The sequence below is a fragment of the Modestobacter sp. SYSU DS0511 genome (genome assembly GCF_054050755.1).
The window spans coordinates 179,432-194,834 of sequence record NZ_JBJGZY010000001.1; the positions used below are offsets into that span (position 1 = coordinate 179,432).

At 74.3% G+C, this 15,403-nt stretch carries 13 protein-coding genes and 1 riboswitch; of the genes, 5 read left to right on the forward strand and 8 right to left on the reverse strand.

Annotated elements, in window-relative coordinates; genetic code table 11:
• Positions 1–196 precede the first annotated feature (196 nt).
• From ACI783_RS00820 to ACI783_RS00845, 6 genes are read right to left on the reverse strand one after another with little or no spacing between them, the layout of a single operon-like run.
• Positions 197–1,147, reverse strand: a complete 951-nt coding sequence (locus ACI783_RS00820; RefSeq protein WP_457138675.1) for an MBL fold metallo-hydrolase — start codon at positions 1,145–1,147, stop codon at positions 197–199.
• Positions 1,144–2,085, reverse strand: a complete 942-nt coding sequence (locus ACI783_RS00825; RefSeq protein ID WP_457138676.1) for a fumarylacetoacetate hydrolase family protein — start codon at positions 2,083–2,085, stop codon at positions 1,144–1,146. The genes ACI783_RS00820 and ACI783_RS00825 overlap by 4 nt, the downstream gene beginning before the upstream one ends.
• On the reverse strand, positions 2,082–3,119 hold the full coding sequence (locus ACI783_RS00830) for an amidohydrolase family protein (protein WP_457138677.1): 1,038 nt from the start codon (positions 3,117–3,119) through the stop codon (positions 2,082–2,084). Before ACI783_RS00830 ends, ACI783_RS00825 begins: the two co-directional genes overlap by 4 nt.
• A 34-nt stretch (positions 3,120–3,153) precedes the next feature.
• Complete coding sequence (locus ACI783_RS00835; RefSeq protein WP_457138678.1) at positions 3,154–4,299, reverse strand: FAD-dependent monooxygenase; 1,146 nt, start codon at positions 4,297–4,299, stop codon at positions 3,154–3,156.
• 16 nt (positions 4,300–4,315) lie between these two features.
• A complete protein-coding gene (locus tag ACI783_RS00840; RefSeq protein WP_457138679.1) occupies positions 4,316–5,254 on the reverse strand; it encodes a VOC family protein in 939 nt (312 codons plus the stop codon).
• A gap of 48 nt (positions 5,255–5,302) precedes the next feature.
• Complete coding sequence (locus ACI783_RS00845; RefSeq protein ID WP_457138680.1) at positions 5,303–6,292, reverse strand: fumarylacetoacetate hydrolase family protein; 990 nt, start codon at positions 6,290–6,292, stop codon at positions 5,303–5,305.
• A 267-nt stretch (positions 6,293–6,559) separates the two neighbouring features.
• Between ACI783_RS00845 and ACI783_RS00850 the strand changes: the two genes are divergently transcribed.
• Complete coding sequence (locus ACI783_RS00850; protein WP_457138681.1) at positions 6,560–7,480, forward strand: LysR family transcriptional regulator; 921 nt, start codon at positions 6,560–6,562, stop codon at positions 7,478–7,480.
• A 46-nt stretch (positions 7,481–7,526) separates the two neighbouring features.
• Here ACI783_RS00850 and ACI783_RS00855 read toward each other — a convergent pair whose 3' ends face one another.
• Positions 7,527–8,246, reverse strand: coding sequence for a hypothetical protein (locus ACI783_RS00855; RefSeq protein WP_457138682.1), 720 nt, complete (start codon positions 8,244–8,246; stop codon positions 7,527–7,529).
• A gap of 309 nt (positions 8,247–8,555) precedes the next feature.
• Here ACI783_RS00855 and ACI783_RS00860 point away from each other — a divergent pair, with 309 nt between their 5' ends.
• Complete coding sequence (locus ACI783_RS00860; protein ID WP_457138683.1) at positions 8,556–9,995, forward strand: sodium/glutamate symporter; 1,440 nt, start codon at positions 8,556–8,558, stop codon at positions 9,993–9,995.
• Positions 9,996–10,293: 298 nt separating this feature from the next.
• A complete protein-coding gene (locus ACI783_RS00865) occupies positions 10,294–11,592 on the forward strand; it encodes an MFS transporter (RefSeq protein WP_457138684.1) in 1,299 nt (432 codons plus the stop codon).
• A 42-nt stretch (positions 11,593–11,634) separates the two neighbouring features.
• Here the strand turns inward: ACI783_RS00865 and ACI783_RS00870 are convergent, their stop codons facing one another.
• Positions 11,635–12,009, reverse strand: coding sequence for an ester cyclase (locus ACI783_RS00870; RefSeq protein WP_457138685.1), 375 nt, complete (start codon positions 12,007–12,009; stop codon positions 11,635–11,637).
• A 685-nt stretch (positions 12,010–12,694) separates the two neighbouring features.
• Positions 12,695–12,851, forward strand: a riboswitch (cyclic di-AMP (ydaO/yuaA leader).
• Between the two features lie 62 nt (positions 12,852–12,913).
• Here ACI783_RS00870 and ACI783_RS00875 point away from each other — a divergent pair.
• Both ACI783_RS00875 and ACI783_RS00880 read left to right on the forward strand, forming a co-directional pair.
• Positions 12,914–13,768 carry a LysM peptidoglycan-binding domain-containing protein gene (locus ACI783_RS00875; protein ID WP_457138686.1) on the forward strand — a complete coding sequence of 285 codons (855 nt, stop codon included), beginning with the start codon at positions 12,914–12,916 and terminating at the stop codon, positions 13,766–13,768.
• Positions 13,769–14,503: 735 nt separating this feature from the next.
• Positions 14,504–15,295 carry a hypothetical protein gene (locus tag ACI783_RS00880; RefSeq protein WP_457138687.1) on the forward strand — a complete coding sequence of 264 codons (792 nt, stop codon included), beginning with the start codon at positions 14,504–14,506 and terminating at the stop codon, positions 15,293–15,295.
• The last annotated feature ends 108 nt before the right edge of the window (positions 15,296–15,403 follow it).

Consider the following 15,403-nt stretch of genomic DNA (forward strand, 5'->3'; position numbering starts at 1 on the left):
TGACCCGGGCTACACCGGGGCTCAGCATGGGGACCGTGGGGCGGCGTCCGGAAACGCCGTTCGGATATGGCCGGCCATCAGCGCGGCGGATGACCCGCCGGGCCGCGGGCAGCCCGCAGGGAGCCGGCAGCCACGCCGGGTGGGTGGCTGCGGCTCGCAGGGCGCGGCCGGGCTGCGCGGGGTCAGGCCGGTCGGGTCAGGCGAGGCAGGTGAGCGGCCGGCCGCCGTTGAAGGCGACCATGTCCTGCAGCGCGGCCATCACGTCCAGCGGCCGGCCCCGGTCCCCGGGACCACCGGAGAGGTCGGCGTAGGCGCGGTGCAGGTTGCCCACGATGCGCTCGGGGTCGCTGAGCTCGGCGAAGCGGCCCAGGTCGGTGGCCCGGGCCAGCTCCAGCGGCGTGACACCCGCCGCCAGCCCCTCCCGGGCCAGGCTCTCCACGAAGCGCAGGTAGGCCAGCACGTCGTCGATCACCTCGGGCCCGGTGACCGCGCCGTGGCCGGGGACGATCGTGCGCGCCCCCAGCGGCCGGACGAAGCGCTCCAGGACGTCGATGGCGCCCAGGACCGACCCGGAGAGCAGGAACGGCGTGCCCCCGTTGAACAGCAGGTCGCCGGCGAAGAGCACCGAGCGGTCCGGGATCCACACCACGACGTCGTTGGTGGTGTGCGCCGGCCCGCCGCTGTGCACGACCTGGCACTCCAGGTCGTCCGACCACAGGGTGACCCGGTCACGGAAGGTCAGGAACGGCGGCGCCAGCGACAGGTCGCCGTAGTCGACCGGCGACCAGATCGGGCCGTTGCCGACCTGCCCGAGCGCCAGCACCTCCCGGCGGGCGTCCTCGTGGGCGACGATCGTGGCCCCGGTGAACAGCGAGTTGCCGGCGGTGTGGTCGGGATGGCTGTGCGTGTTGACCAGCGTCCGCACCGGCGCGGGGCTGCGCTGCGCGATCGCCGCCAGCAGGTCACGGGTGCGCCGCTCGGTCGAGGCGGCGTCGATCACGCTCACCCCGTCGCGGCCGACGAGGAACCCGGCGTTGTTGATCATCCAGCTGCCGTCGGGCTGGACGAAGGCGAAGACGCCGTCGGCGACCTCCTCGGCGCGGCCGGGCCCGAGGGCCAGCCGGTCGATCGCGTGGTGGGTGCTCACGTCGTCCTCCAGGGCTCGATCGGGTGCCGGCTCGCGCCGGGGACGATCCGGTTGCGGGTGCCGCCCAGGCCCTCGACGGAGGTCGTGACGACGTCGCCGGGGCGCAGCGGTGGCAGGTGGTCGCGGCCGTGCCGTCCCCACAGCTCGGCCAGGCACCCGTTCTGGCAGGTGCCCGAGCCGAGCAGGTCGCCCGGCCGGACGTCGGCGCCCCGCGAGGCGTAGGCGACCAGGGCCTCGAAGGTCCAGGACATGTTGGCCAGGGTGTCCCGGCCGATGAGCTCGTCGTTGACCCGCACCTCCATGCGCAGGTCGTAGGAGGGCCCCGACCGGTGCGGCGCCAGCTCGTCGGGGGTGACGAAGAACTGCCCGAGAGTGGTGCTGCCGTCCTTGCCCTTGGCCGGCCCCAGCCGCATGCGCATCTCGTGGAACTGCACGTCGCGGGCGGAGAAGTCGTTGAGCACCACGAACCCGGCGATGTGCTCGGCGGCGTCCTCGACGGGGATGTCCCGGCCGGCCGCGCCGATGACCGCACCCACCTCGAGCTCGAAGTCGAACAGCTCGCAGCCCGGCGGCACCGGCACGTCGGCGTACGGGCCGGTGATCGCGTAGGGGTTGGAGAAGTAGAAGGTGGGGATCTCGAAGAACTCCGGGGCCACCCCGCCCTCCGGGTTGCCGTTGCGGGAGATCCCGCTGGCGTGCTCGTAGAAGGTGGAGAAGTCGCGGAAGGTCGGCGGCGCGAGCGGCGCGAGCAGCTCGGTCCCCGGCAGCCCGACGACGTCCGCCCGGGACCGCAGCGCGGCGTCGGCGGCCTCGGCCAGCCGGCCGGTGGTGCCGATCAGCTCGGCCAGCTCGACCCCGGCGGCCAGGCCGACCAGCTCCTCGCCGTCGACGACGGCCAGCCGCGGCTGCCCGCCCGTCGCGTGCCGCGCGATCCTCATCGGGTCGCCTCCTGCGGTGCACGGACGTCGAGCCCCAGCAGCCGCACGGCGTTGCCGCCGCGCACGGCCGCGGATGTGGCTGCGTCCAGGCCGGCGGCCTCGAGCCGGTCGACCGGGTCCTCGACCCCCATGTCGAAGGGGAAGTCGCTGCCCAGGGTCACCTGACCGGCGCCCATCACCGCGACCAGGTGCCGTAGCTGCTCGGTGTCGTAGACCAGGGAGTCGACCCAGGTGCGGCGCAGCAGCTCGCTCGGCGGCACCGAGGTGGTCCGGGCATCGCCGCGGGCCCGCCAGGCGTGGTCGGCCCGGACGGCGTAGCTGCCCAGGTAACCACCGCCGTGCGCGGACCAGATCCGCAGCTGCGGGTGGCGTTCCAGCAGGCCGGAGAAGACGATCCGGGACAGCGCCAGCGCCGTCTCCGTGGGGTTGCCGACGGTGTTGAACAGGTAGTAGGCGTCCAGTCGCTCGCCGAGCGTGCACCCCCAGGGGTGGATCAGCACCGCGGCGCCCAGCTCCTCGGCGGCGGCCCAGAACTCCGCCAGCGAGGGGTGGTCCAGCTCCCGGCCTGGGCCGGCGGAGGTGGAGATCTGCACCCCCCGCAGGTCCAGGTCACGCACGGCGGTGCGCAGCTGCTCGACCGCGAGGTCCGGTTCGTGCAGCGAGACCGTGCCGATCGGCAGCAGGCGGTCGGGGGCCTGGTCGCAGTATGCCCGGACCCCCTCGTTCGTCGTGGTGACGAACCGGTCGGCCAGCTCGCGGTCGGCCCAGTGCGCCGGCGCCGGCATGGGGCTGACGACCTGCAGGTCGACCCGGGCGGCGTCCATGGCGGCCAGCCGCAGGTCCAGGCCGGTCAGCCGGGGCATCAGCTCGGCCAGCTGGCCGATGTTGTACTGCTGGGACGCCGGTCCCAGCGTCGCGGCGTCGGTGCGCCGCTGGTCGGCCAGGCCGGGCTGCCCGTCGAGCAGGGCGTCGGCCGCGGGGAGGGCGACGTGCGCGTGCACGTCGATGGTGGGTGCGGGTGGGGACGTCGTCACTGACTTCTCCTGGGGTGCGGTGGCGGCTGGTGGGTCAGGCGGGCTGGGCGGTCACTGCCTGCACCCGCCCCATGAGGCCGGGCACGTCGCCGCGCACGCCCTCCAGCTGCCAGCGGGCCAACGTCACCGACCCCTCGACCACGGTCTGCACGCGCGCCAGCCGGCGCTCGTGGAACCGGGCCCACAGCTCCTCGTCGACCACCGGCGCCGCCAGGAGCAGCTCGCTGAGCACCAGCGCGTCCTCCAACGCCATCGCCGCGCCCTGCGCGAACGTCGGCGGGCAGGTGTGCGCGGCGTCGCCGATCAGCACCACGCGGCCGCGGTTCCACGGCGCGGGCAGCAGGTGCTGCTCGAACAGCGTGTAGTGGATCGCGTCGGGGTCCTTCACCGACTCCCGGATCTCCCGCCAGGGCCCGCCGTAGTGCGCGGCCAGCTCGCGGACGATCTCGACCTTCTCTTCCGGGGTGACCGTGGAGCGGTCCTGCGCGTCCTCGACCAGGAAGGCGTAGAGCATGTCCGACGACGTCGGGGTGTAGCCGGCGATGTAGCAGCGGCCGCCGTAGTAGAGCTCGCCGGTCGGCACGTCGGCCGGTCGCGGCGCGAACACCCGCCAGATCCCCATGCCCAGCGAGCGCGTCTCCAGCTCGACGCCGAGCAGCGCGCGGGTGGGCGACCGCACGCCGTCCGCGGCGACCACCAGGTCGTACCGGTGGGCGGTCCCATCGCTGAGGACGACGTCCACGCCGTGCTCGTCTTGCACCAGCTCCACCACGGTGGTGGCGAAGCGGAAGGTCACCCCCGCGTCGGTGGCACGGTCGGCGAGCAGCGCCGCCAGGGCCGGCCGGTACATGCCGATGGCGTTGGGCAGGCCGTCGGACGGCGCGGCCGGCGCCCCCTCCGGCGGCCCGCCCATGGTCGCCAGCACGGTCGCCTCGGGGTCGGGTGCCCGCAGCCGCAGCTGCGTCGAGTCGGCGCCCTCGACCAGGCACTGGTCGAGGATGCCCACCTCCCGCAGCACCCGCAGGGCGTTGGCCTGCAGGGTGATGCCCGACCCCAGCGCGGACACCTCCGGCTTGACCTCCACCAGGTCGACCTGCACGCCGGCGTCGGCCAGCAGGGTGGCGGCCGCCAGGCCGGCCGCCCCGCCGCCGATGACCAGGACCTTTTGCACTGCGCTCATCTGCGTCGCTCCCCGCTCAGACCGGCGGCGCGACGAAGACGCCGCGGTCGGGGTCGTTGAAGCTCTCCTTGCCGACCAGTTCGTCGAACGGGTTGGCGGTGCCCCACTGGTCCTGCACCTCGAGGTCGGTGACGTCGTAGAGGCTCGGGTGCCAGCTGTCCTCGTCGAGCTGCTCGAGCTCGGTCGTGTACTCCATCGTGTTGCCGTGCGGGTCGATGAAGTAGCTGAACGTGTTGTCGCCGGCCAGGTGCCGCCCGGGACCCCAGATCATCCGGGTGCCGGCCCGCAGCAGCCGGCCGGTGCCGCGCATGTACTCGTCGAGGCCGCGCATCTCGAAGGAGATGTGGTGCAGCGAGGCGTGCGGCGCCTTCGCCACGGCGAAGCTGTGGTGCTGCGGGTTGCAGCGCATGAAGGTCATCAGGTCGCCGACGAACGGGTGGGTGAGCTTGTCGGAGACGGCGAAGCCCAGGTGCTCGGCGTAGAACGCCTCGGTGCGCGCGGTGTCGGGGGAGTTGACGACGACGTGCGACAGGCGGACCGGGATCGCCTCGCGTTCCTCGATCCGGCGGTGCCGGCGGTTCTCCACCTCGGTGGAGATCTCGACCGTACGGCCGTCGCAGTCGAAGAACCGGAAGCCGTAGCCGCCGCCGAGGGTCTGCACGGCGTCGGGCTCGCTGACCAGCTGCACGCCAGCCGACCCGAGCCGGGCGGCCATGGCGTCGACGTCGGCGCGGGAGGCCGCGCCGTAGGCGATCAGGTCCAGCCGCTTGCCGGCGTCCTTGCGCAGCCGGACGACGTACTGCTCGGGGGAGCCCTCGGCGGCCAGGTACACCAGGTCGCCGTCCTCGGCGACCGGGGTCAGGCCCCACAGGTCGGTGTAGAACGCGCGCTGCCGGTCGTAGTCGGGCACGGCGATGTCGACGTGCCTCAGGTGGGTGATGAGCCGGTCGGACACGGCTGTCCTCTCTCGGGTGCGGTCGGGGTGTGCGGGAGCGGGGCGTGGTCAGGCCTCGTCGACGCAGCGGTTGGACTGCGCGCCGAGGCCGGTGATGGTGGAGTCCATGACGTCGCCGGCGCGCAGCAGCCGGCCGTGGGCCAGGCCGTTGCCGGCGGGGCTGCCGGTGAGGACGAGGTCACCGGGCAGCAGGGTCGCCACCTCGGAGCACCAGGACACGAGCCGGGCGACGTCGTGGACCATGTCCTTCGTCGACTCGTCCTGCATGACGTCGCCGTTCAGGCGCAGCGTGATGCGCAGGTCGCCCGGGTCGGGCAGCGACTGCCGCGGCACCAGCACCGGCCCGGTCGGCAGGAACGTCGGGGAGTTCTTGGCGGCCAGCCAGTCGGCGCCGAGCGCCGCCGAGTCCTTGCGGAACAGCTTGTCCCGCAGGGTCACGTCGTTGACGATCGTCCAGCCGGCGACGACGTCCAGCGCGTCCTCGACCGGCACCCGCCGGGCGCGCCGGCCGATGACGGCGGCCAGCTCCAGCTCCCAGTCGGGCTGCTCCCCGTCCCGGGGGAGCTCCACGTCGTCGTGGGCTCCGCAGATCGCGCTGGGCAGCCCCTGGAACACGAACGGCGGGAGCGCCAGGCGCTCGTCCATGTGCGCCGCGGCGTCCGTGCGCACCTGCTCCGGGGTGCGGCCGTCCGCGCCGTCGTGGTGGGCGACCACCAGGTCCAGGACGTGGGTGCGGTAGTTGGCGCCGGCCTGGAACACCTGGCGGGGCTCGACCGGGCTCAGCACCGTCGACCCGGTCAGCGGCGCCCAGCCCTCGGTGGTCAGCGCCAGCTCGTGCAACCGCGGCAGGACCTCGTCCCAGCGGTCGAGCAGCGGCCGGGTGCTGGTGGCGGGGCCCAGCTCCGCGCGGCCGGACAGGTCCAGGACGCGGTCCCGGGCGACGAGCGCGGGGAAGTTCCGCCCGGTGTCGTCCCGCAGCCGGGCCAGCGCCCACGCCCCTGCGTGGTCGATCTCCGGGACGCCGGCTTGGCTGTGCATCTGACTGGGCCCCTCACGTGTGTCCGACGGTGGACGCCCCGGCCGGACCAGCTCGTCCGTAGGGCGCGCCCAGCATCTGCGACGGGGGTCACACAGCGGAAACGCCGCTTGGATATGGCCGGCCATCAGCGCCGCGGATGACGCAGGTCACGTCCGGAGGCTGACCCGCCCGGACGGGGGACCTCGCGAGCAGGCGGGTCACCGGCGTGCGGGGGTGCCTCTACGCTCCCGCGGCACCGGTCAGCGACGATCGCCCGAGGAGAGTGCATGGAGCTGCCCAGCCTGGACGTGAACCTGGTGATCGTCCTGCACGCGCTGCTCGAGGAGCGCAACGTGACCCGGGCCGGCGAGCGGGTGGGCCTGAGCCAGCCGGGCACCAGTGCGGCGCTGGCCCGGTTGCGCCGGCACTTCGACGACCCGCTGCTGGAGCGGACCGGGTCGACCTACGAGCTCACGCCGCTGGCCCACGCCCTGCGCAGCCAGGTCAGCGACACCATCCAGCGGCTGGAGCTGCTGCTCAACGCACGGCCTGACTTCGACCCGGGGACGTCGGAGCGGCAGTGGGTGGTCCAGTGCTCCGACTCGGTGCAGACGCTGCTCGGGCCGGGGATCGTCCGCGAGGTCATGTCCGAGGCGCCGCACGTGCGCCTGGACTTCCAGCCGCTCGACCCCCGGTTCGCCGTCGACCCGCTGACCGCGGCGCGCGACATCGACGTGATGATCGCGCCCCGGGGCCTGTTCACCGCACCGACGCTGAACTCCGTCGAGCTGTACCGGGATCACTGGATCTGCGTCACCTCAGTGGCCAACACCTCGGTGGGGGAGCACCTCAGCCCGCAGGAGATCAGCGACGCGCGCTGGGTCGTCTCCTTCCGCGACCCTCCGATGAACTCACCGGTGGACGCCGCCCTGGCCGCCCTGGGCATCGACCGGCGCAGCGCGGTGAAGGTGCAGAACCTGACGCTGCTGCACCGTCTGGTCGCCGGCACCGACCTCCTGGTCCTGGCCCACGAGCTGATCGCCGGCGACCTCGCGTCGCAGGGCCTGCGGCGGGTCGAGCTCCCGGTCGCGCTGCCCCCGGTGGTCGAGACCGCGTGGTCCCACCCCAGTCGGCAGCTCGACCCGGGCCACCACTGGCTGCTGGGCGTGCTGCAACGGGTGGCGGCCGGCATCACGCGCTCGGGTTGAGCGCACGCGGGCTGCGTGCGCTCAGCCCGAGCGCCGGCTGCCGGGGTCAGCCGCGCGGTGCCTCCGGGACCGGGGGCACCGGCGAACGGGGCGGGGGGAGCGGGGGAGCCGCCGGCTGGGCGGTCAGCTCCCGGTAGGCGGCGGTGTGCGCACGCAGCGCGCTGACCGCGTCGGCGACGTCGGTGGTCGGCCGGCTCACCGCGGACGCCGCCCGCTCGGCCTGCAGCACCGCGTCGCAGACGTCGGCGATCGTGTCGAGGTGGGCGCGTGCCTCCGCCGCCAGGTCGGTCCCGTCGGTCGGGTCGGGGACCAGTGCCCGCTGCCGCAGCCGCTGCTCGAGCCGGATGCCCTCGGCCTCCAGCGCGGGCACCAGGTCCGGCACGTCGCCGAGGTGCGCGCCGGCGGCCTGCGCGCCGGCCACGTGGCGACGCAGCCGGTCCCGGGCGCGGGCGACCTCGAACTGGAGCTCTGCGCAGGAGCGCCGGTCGCCCGGCGGCAGCCGGCGGGCCGCGACGGCGGTGGCGCCCTGCACGCCCAGTTCGCGGCCGCGCGCGGCGAGCTCCCGGCTCCGGGCCACCAGCGGGCTGCGGCGGACCCGGCGGAGGGCCAGCCACCCGACGAGCGCGGCGACCACCAGCAGGGTGAGCAGGACGCCGCCGAGGACGGCGACCACCGTGGGGTCGAGCGAGAGCAGCCACGACAGCTCGTCGTCGTCGGCCTGCACGTCCAGGGCGCCGGCGGGACCGGTGGGCAGCGGGGTGGTCATGGTGCTCCTCGTCGGGGCGGTGAGGTCGACGGCGGTGGGGTCCAGGGCGTGGGCCGGCTCCTCGACAACGCCCCCGGCCGGCCCGCCGGTTCCCGGGCGCCGCCCGACGGGCTCGGCCCGCATCCGGCACGGTGTCGGCGGGCGGAGACGTCCGAGGTCCCCGTCGACAGGAGACCAGGTGAACGTCGAGAGCACCGGGCGGCCCGGCGCCGGGTTGTCGTCCGGTCCCGGAGCCGACAGGGTGGACCAACTCGTCGGGGACCACCCTGCGCGACCGGCCCCGATCCGGCCCCATCCGAGGGAGGCGCCGTGTCCGCCAACGTCATCGGACTCAGCCTGTTGGTGCTGGGCGTCCTGCTCCTGGTCGCCAAGCTCATCCGGATCCGCTCACGGATCGCGCAGAAGCTGTTCCTGCCCAGCTCCATCATCGGCGGCTTCCTGGCCCTGGTCATCGGCCCCGAGGTGATCGGCTCGGTGGCCGAGGCGATCGGCGGGGAGGACGCACCGCTGACCGGGGGCCTGTGGCCGGCCGAGTTCCTCGACGTCTGGGCCTCGCTCCCCGGCCTGCTCATCTCGGTGGTGTTCGCGACGCTCTTCCTCGGCGAGCGGATCCCCAGGGTCAAGGAGGCCGCCGAGCTGGCCGGCCCCCAGCTGGCCCTGGGCGTGACCATGGCGTCCGGCCAGTACGTGATCGGGCTGCTGCTCGCCGTGCTGCTGCTCGTGCCCTTCCTCGGCCAGGACCCGATGGTCGGCGCGCTGATCGAGGTGGGGTTCGAGGGCGGTCACGGCACGGCCGCGGGGCTGGGCAGCACGTTCGCCGACCTGGGCTTCCCGGAGGGTCAGGACCTGGCGCTGGGCCTGGCCACGGTGGGCGTCGTCTCCGGCGTCGTCGTCGGCATCGCCCTGATCAACTGGGGGGTGCGCACGGGCCGCGCCCAGGTGCTCGAGGACGACGCGAAGACGTCGCTGGCCGAGCAGCGCGGGCTCTACGAGCGGGAGGAGCAGAGGCCGGCCGCGATGCTGACGGTGCGCACCGCCTCGGTGGAGCCGCTGGCCATCCACTTCGCGATCGTCGCCGTGGCGATCCTGGTCGGGCTGGCGCTGCTCGAGGGGCTGCAGGCGCTGGAGGCCGCGCTCTGGGCCGACACCGTCGAGCTCTTCGAGTTCGTGCCGCTGTTCCCGCTGGCGATGATCGGCGGCGTCGCGGTGCAGAAGGTGGTCGACCGCTTCGACCGCACCGGCATCGTCGACCGGCAGATGATGCTGCGCATCCAGGGGATCGCGCTCGACCTGCTGATCATCAGTGCCCTGGCCACGCTCTCCATCCAGGCGATCGCGGACAACTGGGTGACGTTCCTGGTGCTGGCGGTCGCCGGCCTGTCCTGGAACGTCGGCGTGTTCGTCTTCCTGGCGCGGCGGATGATCCCGCGGTTCTGGTTCGAGCGGGGGATCGGCGACCTGGGGCAGTCCCTGGGCGTCACGGCCACCGGGCTGATCCTGATCCGGGTCGCCGACCCCAACGCGGCCACGCCGGCCATGGAGGCCTTCGGGTACAAGCAGTTGGCCTTCGAACCCTTCTTCGGCGGCGGCCTGGTCACCGCGGCGTCGCTGCCGCTGATCGCGCAGTTCGGGGCGGTGCCGCTGCTGGTCGTCATGGCCGTGCTGCTGGTGGTGTCGCTGGGGGTCGGCATCCTCTGGTTCGGGCGGCGGACGCCGGCCGAGGAGGAGGCGCGCAGCCCGGACGGCTGACCGCGCAGGTACGCCTGTCCACGCCCGACCCGAGGGTGCCGCGGTGACCGCGGGCATCGGGCCCGGTACCGGCGCGGCGGCCTTCCGTTGCGGTCCGACCACCGTGGCTTCCTGCGCCCGGTGTGGCAGGGTCGGGTGTGCCCCCGTCCGTGCGGGAGGTGGTGCTGGACGGTCGGGTACCCCGTGCGGGCGCCGGGCGAGGGGAGCCATGAGCGGGGAAGCCATCCGGGACGTCGACGCACAGCGCGACGGGCGGGGATCGTCACCACCGGCGTCCGGCCCGGCTCAGGGAGCCGAGGTGCCGGTACCGGCGGTCCCGGTCCCCGGCGGGACCGTCCCCCCGGAGGCGCCGGAACCCCCGTCGGTGCTCGGCGCGATGGCGATCCTGCGGATCGGCGGCTTCCTCGTCCTCTACCTCAACGCCGCGGCGGTCTTCCTGGGCGTCATGGCGCAGGCGATCGCCCGCAGCTGGCTGGCCTTCGAGCTGACCGGGTCGAACGCCGCCCTGGGCGGGGTCCTGCTGGCGTTCGGCGTGGCGCTGCTGGTGGCCACGCCGTGGGGTGGCGTGGCGGCCGACCGGCTGCCCAAACGACTGGTGCTGCAGATCTCGGTGCTCCTGCTGGCGGTGTCGAGCGCCTGGATCGGGCTGGCCGTCGTCCTCGACGTCATCGCCTACTGGATGCTGCTCGGCGCGGGCGTGCTGCAGGCCGTGGGCTTCGCGCTGTTCAACCCGGCCCGGATGGCGTTTCTGACCGAGCTGGTGCCCCGTGGGTCGGTGCCGCAGGCGGTCTCGCTGCTCCTGGTCAACGCCGAGGTGAACCGGGTGGTCGGCCCAGCGCTGGCCGGCGTGGTCATCGGGGCGTTCACCTGGGGCATCGAGGCGATCTTCCTGTTCAGCGCGGCGCTGGCGGCCGTCGGGGTTCTCCTCACCACCGCCCTCCCCGCCGGGCGGCGGCGGGGGGATGCCTCCGGACGCTCCCCGCTCGGGGAGCTCGCCGACGGGGTGCGCTACGTCCGGCGGCACCCCGAGCTCAGCGCCCTGGTGTGGTGCGGCATCGGCGTCGCCATGATGGGGCTGCCGTACCTGGCGTTCATGCCGACCATCTCCAGCGACCTGTTCGGCCTCGGCTCGGTCGGCTACGGCGTGCTGGCAGCGACGTCCGCGGTCGGCGGGGTCGCGGCGGGCCTGCTGCTGGGCCGGCGCACCTCGTGGGTGCGGCAGACCCGGGTCCTGGTGGGGTCCGGCGCCGTCTTCGGCCTCGCCATCTGCGCGCTGGCGATCGCGCCCAACGCCTACGTCGCAGTGGTCGTGCTCCTCGCCGTCGGCGCGTCGATGCTCGGCTTCCAGACCACCAACCAGTCGCAGCTCATCGCCCTGTCGGACATGGAGTACCACGGGCGGGTGCAGGGGCTGATCATGCTCAGCTTCAGCGCGTTCGGCATCGCCGCACTCCCGCTGGGCCTGCTCGCCGACCTCATCGGCCTGCGGTGGACGCTGATCGGGATGGGCGCCGGCGTGCTCGCCTTCGTCGCCCTGTACGCGGTCCTCAGCCGGCGCCGGATGGCCGGCGCGAACCGGCTGCGCGACCTGGGCTGAGCTCCCGGCGCGCCGGAGTCCCGGTCCGCGCCGGGCGCGGGGTCAGCGCCAGTCGACGCCGGGCAGGGTGGCGCTCCACGACTCGGCGATCTGGCCGTCGGCGACCCGGTGCACCACCAGCCAGGTGACCACCGACGTCTGCCCGGTGTCCAGGTTGAGGCCGGTGGTGGTGGCCCGCGTCCAGATCCGGTCCTCGGCGGTCACCTGGTCGTCGACGGTGGTCGCGGGGTCGTGCAGCAGTTGCCAGGACTCGCGCACCTCGCGCTTGAACTGGGCACGGGTCAGCGACCGGGTACCGGCCGAGGAGTGCCGCACGTAGGGCTCGGCGATGAGCTCGTCGATCACCGTCAGGTCGCGCCGGTTCCACAGCCCGTCCCAGTAGCGCTGGACGATCGACATCAGTGCCTGCTGGTCCACGGGGCGATGCTAGGGCCGCCGCGCGGCGGAAGGCGCAGTCGCTCCCGGCGGAGACGTCCCGCTCGTTCGGCCCGGACCTGATGTCCGCGGCCGCGGCGGGTAGTGCCCGGAGAGCGTCGACCTACTGGAGGGGAAACGGACATGGGCCTCATCTCCGGACTCATCAAGGCCAACCTGCTCAAGCGACTGCTGAGCCGCTTCACCGGCGGTCGGCGGGCCTGATCGCCGATCCGGCGACCGCGCCCCGCCGCCGAGCGGCCCGGACGGCCCCGGCCGACCTCCTTCCCGAGGAGGACGGCCGGGGCCGTTCCCGTCTCCCCGCCGGTGGCCGGGCACCTGGACCGACCGCCGCCGACGCCCGCCGAGGTCGCCGTGGCACGCGCGCCGAGTGACTGCGGTGGGTCACGACATACCGACGGAAAGTAGGTCGAGTCTGCAACCAAACCCGTGAGCGGCCAGCGCCGCGCCGGTGCCCACCGCTGGCGTGCGGGCAGGTCGCGAGCGGCGGAAAGCGCAGGCCAGGCGCGTCCGGCGGCCGCCGAGGAGGTACGTCGGCGGCCTTGCGGCCCTCCCCGTTCCAGAGCCCGGTGGAGGCGACCGGGGGACTGCCGTGGCCGATCGCCGTCTGCCTACCGTGCGCTCGTCCACCGAATGCGGAGGACCCCGGATGGCGGCCCGCCGAACCTGCCCACCGTCACCGGACCAGACGACACGACGGGCAGGCGCGGGGGACCCACCTCGCAGCACCGGGCCTCCGGGCCCTGGGGTGAAGCCGCATCCGCGGCCGGGCAGCTCTCGCCCGAACCCGACAGCTAACTCCGCAGGCGGTGAGAGGCGCACATCCATGGCACAGCGACACCCGGGACGGAACCTCCGTCCCACCCGGCGCCCGAGCATGGCGTCCGTGACCCGTCCCGCCCTGACGGTCGTGGCAGCAGTGGCCGTCCCCCTCGCGGTGGCCGCCCCGGCGCACGCCGCGGAGCACACGGTCGCTCCTGGCGACACCCTCAGCACCCTCGCCGCGGCCCACGGCACCACGTGGCAGACCATCTACGCGGACAACGCCGGCAGAGTCGGCGCCGACCCGAACCGCCTGCGCGTCGGTCAGGTGCTCACCATCGGCGGCACCGGTGCGGCACCCGCGGCTCCGGCCGTGACCCCGCAGAGCGCGTCGGGGGAGTACGTCGTCCGGGCGGGCGACACGCTCGGCAGGATCGCGGCCGCCCACGGAATCACCTGGCAGCAGGCGTACGCGCTCAACCGGGAGGTCATCGGCGCGGACCCGAACACCCTGCGGGTCGGTCAGCGACTCGCGTTCGGCGGCGCGGTGGCTGCCGCGGCGCCTCGTATCGCGGAGCGGCCGGCCAGTCGGAGTGCCGACCGTGCCGCCCCAGCCGCTCCCGCGGCTCCCGCGGCTCCGGCGGCGAGTGCGGGCGCGTACGACGTGTGGGCTCCGCACGTCCGCCCCGTCGTCCAGGAGGTCGCCGAGCGGTTCGGCGTCGGGACGGTCGTGACCCGGCCCGGCCACAGCCCGACGCAGGACCTCGCGGCCGACTTCATGGTCCACACGGACCAGGCCAAGGGAGACGCCGTCACCCAGTACGTCATCGACAACGCCGCCCGGTTCCGGGTCGAGTACGTGATCTGGCAGCAGCGGATCTACCAGGTCCGTACGGGCACGTGGCAGGGCATGGCGGACCGGGGGTCGCCCACCGCCAACCACATGGACCACCCGCACGTGTCGTTCCTGCCCGGCTGACACCCGCCGTGGTGGCCCGCTGAGGCCGGACCGTCGACGAGGCGCCCCTGCCCGGCTGTGACCGGGCAGGGGCGTTCGTCCGACCCGGCGCCCGGCTGACGGTCCCCGCGGTGGGACCGGCTGCGCGGGTGATGCGAGGACCCGGCCGGCGCTCTCCCGGGCTCGGCACCCGGTTGCGGCCCGCGCCGTAGCAGCCCCCGCAGAGCGCGTGCCCGCTCAGCACCCCGGGATGACCGCCGACGACGTCGCTCCGGCGCGCCGCGCCCGGAGGCCGCCCGGCGCGCGTGGACGCACCCGGCGGGTGGCCCTCGCGCACGATGGTCGAGACCCGCGGTCGCACCGTCCCGACGCCCGATGTGCGTCCCGGACGTCGGTGGGAGCGCATCGGCGAGGATGGCCCGATGCCGAGCACACGAGCAGGCGGCGGCCCTGCCGACGGGCCCACGGCGCCACTGCGCTTCTGGGACCGGCATCCGCGCCTGGTGCTGGGGCTGAAGACGGCCGTGGCGGCCGCGCTCGCGTGGGCGCTGGCCACCCCCTCCCGGAGCCGCTCGCCGACTACCCCTTCTACGCCCCCCTCGGAGCCGTGGTCACGTCCGCGGTGACGCTGGCCGGATCGGTCCGCGAGTCGGCGGAGGTGACGCTGGCGCTCGTCGTGGGCGGGGTGCTCGGGATGGTGCTGACCGAGCTCCCGATGCCCGACGTGGTCGCACTCTCCGTTGCGGTAGGGTCGGCATGCTGCTCGGGACGTGGCGGCGGCTGGGCAACGCCGGCAGCTGGGTCCCGACCACGGCCTTGTTCGCGCTGGTCTTCGGGGGGAACGACCCGACCGGGTACGTCCTCGCGCTCGTCGGTCTGGTGCTGCTGGGCGCCCTGGTGGGGCTGGGGGTGACCGTGGCCTTCCCGCCCGTCCCTCTCGGCCCGGCCCAGACGGAGATGCACCGGCTGCGGGAGACGCTGGCGGGGCAGCTCGCCGACCTCGCCGACGGGCTGCAGCGGGACCACCCGCCGAGCCGGCACGAGTGGCGCGACCGGATGCGTGCGGTCGACCCGGTCCTCGACCAGATGCGCTCGGCGGTCCAGCAGGCCGGCGAGGCCCGGCGCGGCAACCGACGGGTGAGGAGGTACCAGTCGGACGCCGACCGGCTCTACGCGCAGGCGCGTGCTCTGGAGGGCCTGGCCCTCCTGATCGAGGACCTGACCCAGCTGATCGCCGACACGGAGGTCGCCGAGAACGACCGGGTGGCGCTGGGCCCCTCCCTCCGCCGGCCGGCGGCTGCGGCTCTGGCCCAGCTGGGCGAGGTGCTGCGCAGCATGAGCGGTCCGAGCGCGGACCCAGAGGACACCCGGAAGGGCTACGAGGCCCTGCACCGGTTGGTCGACGAGCTCCGGGCGGCTCGGCGGGAGACCGAGGACGATCTCTTCACCGCCAGCAGCATCGTCGAGGGCATTCGGCGGTGCCTGGCCGCAGTGGTGCCGCAGGAGCTCGCCGAGGACGAGGACCGAGCCCACCCGGTGGAACGCTGAGCGGGCCGCCCGAGGCCTGGCTCGCGCAGCAGCTCAGCCGGTCACTGGACGTGGCGGCCCGGCGAGTTGGCCGGCTCGTCGTCCCGGCGCCGCTGGGTGCTGACGGAC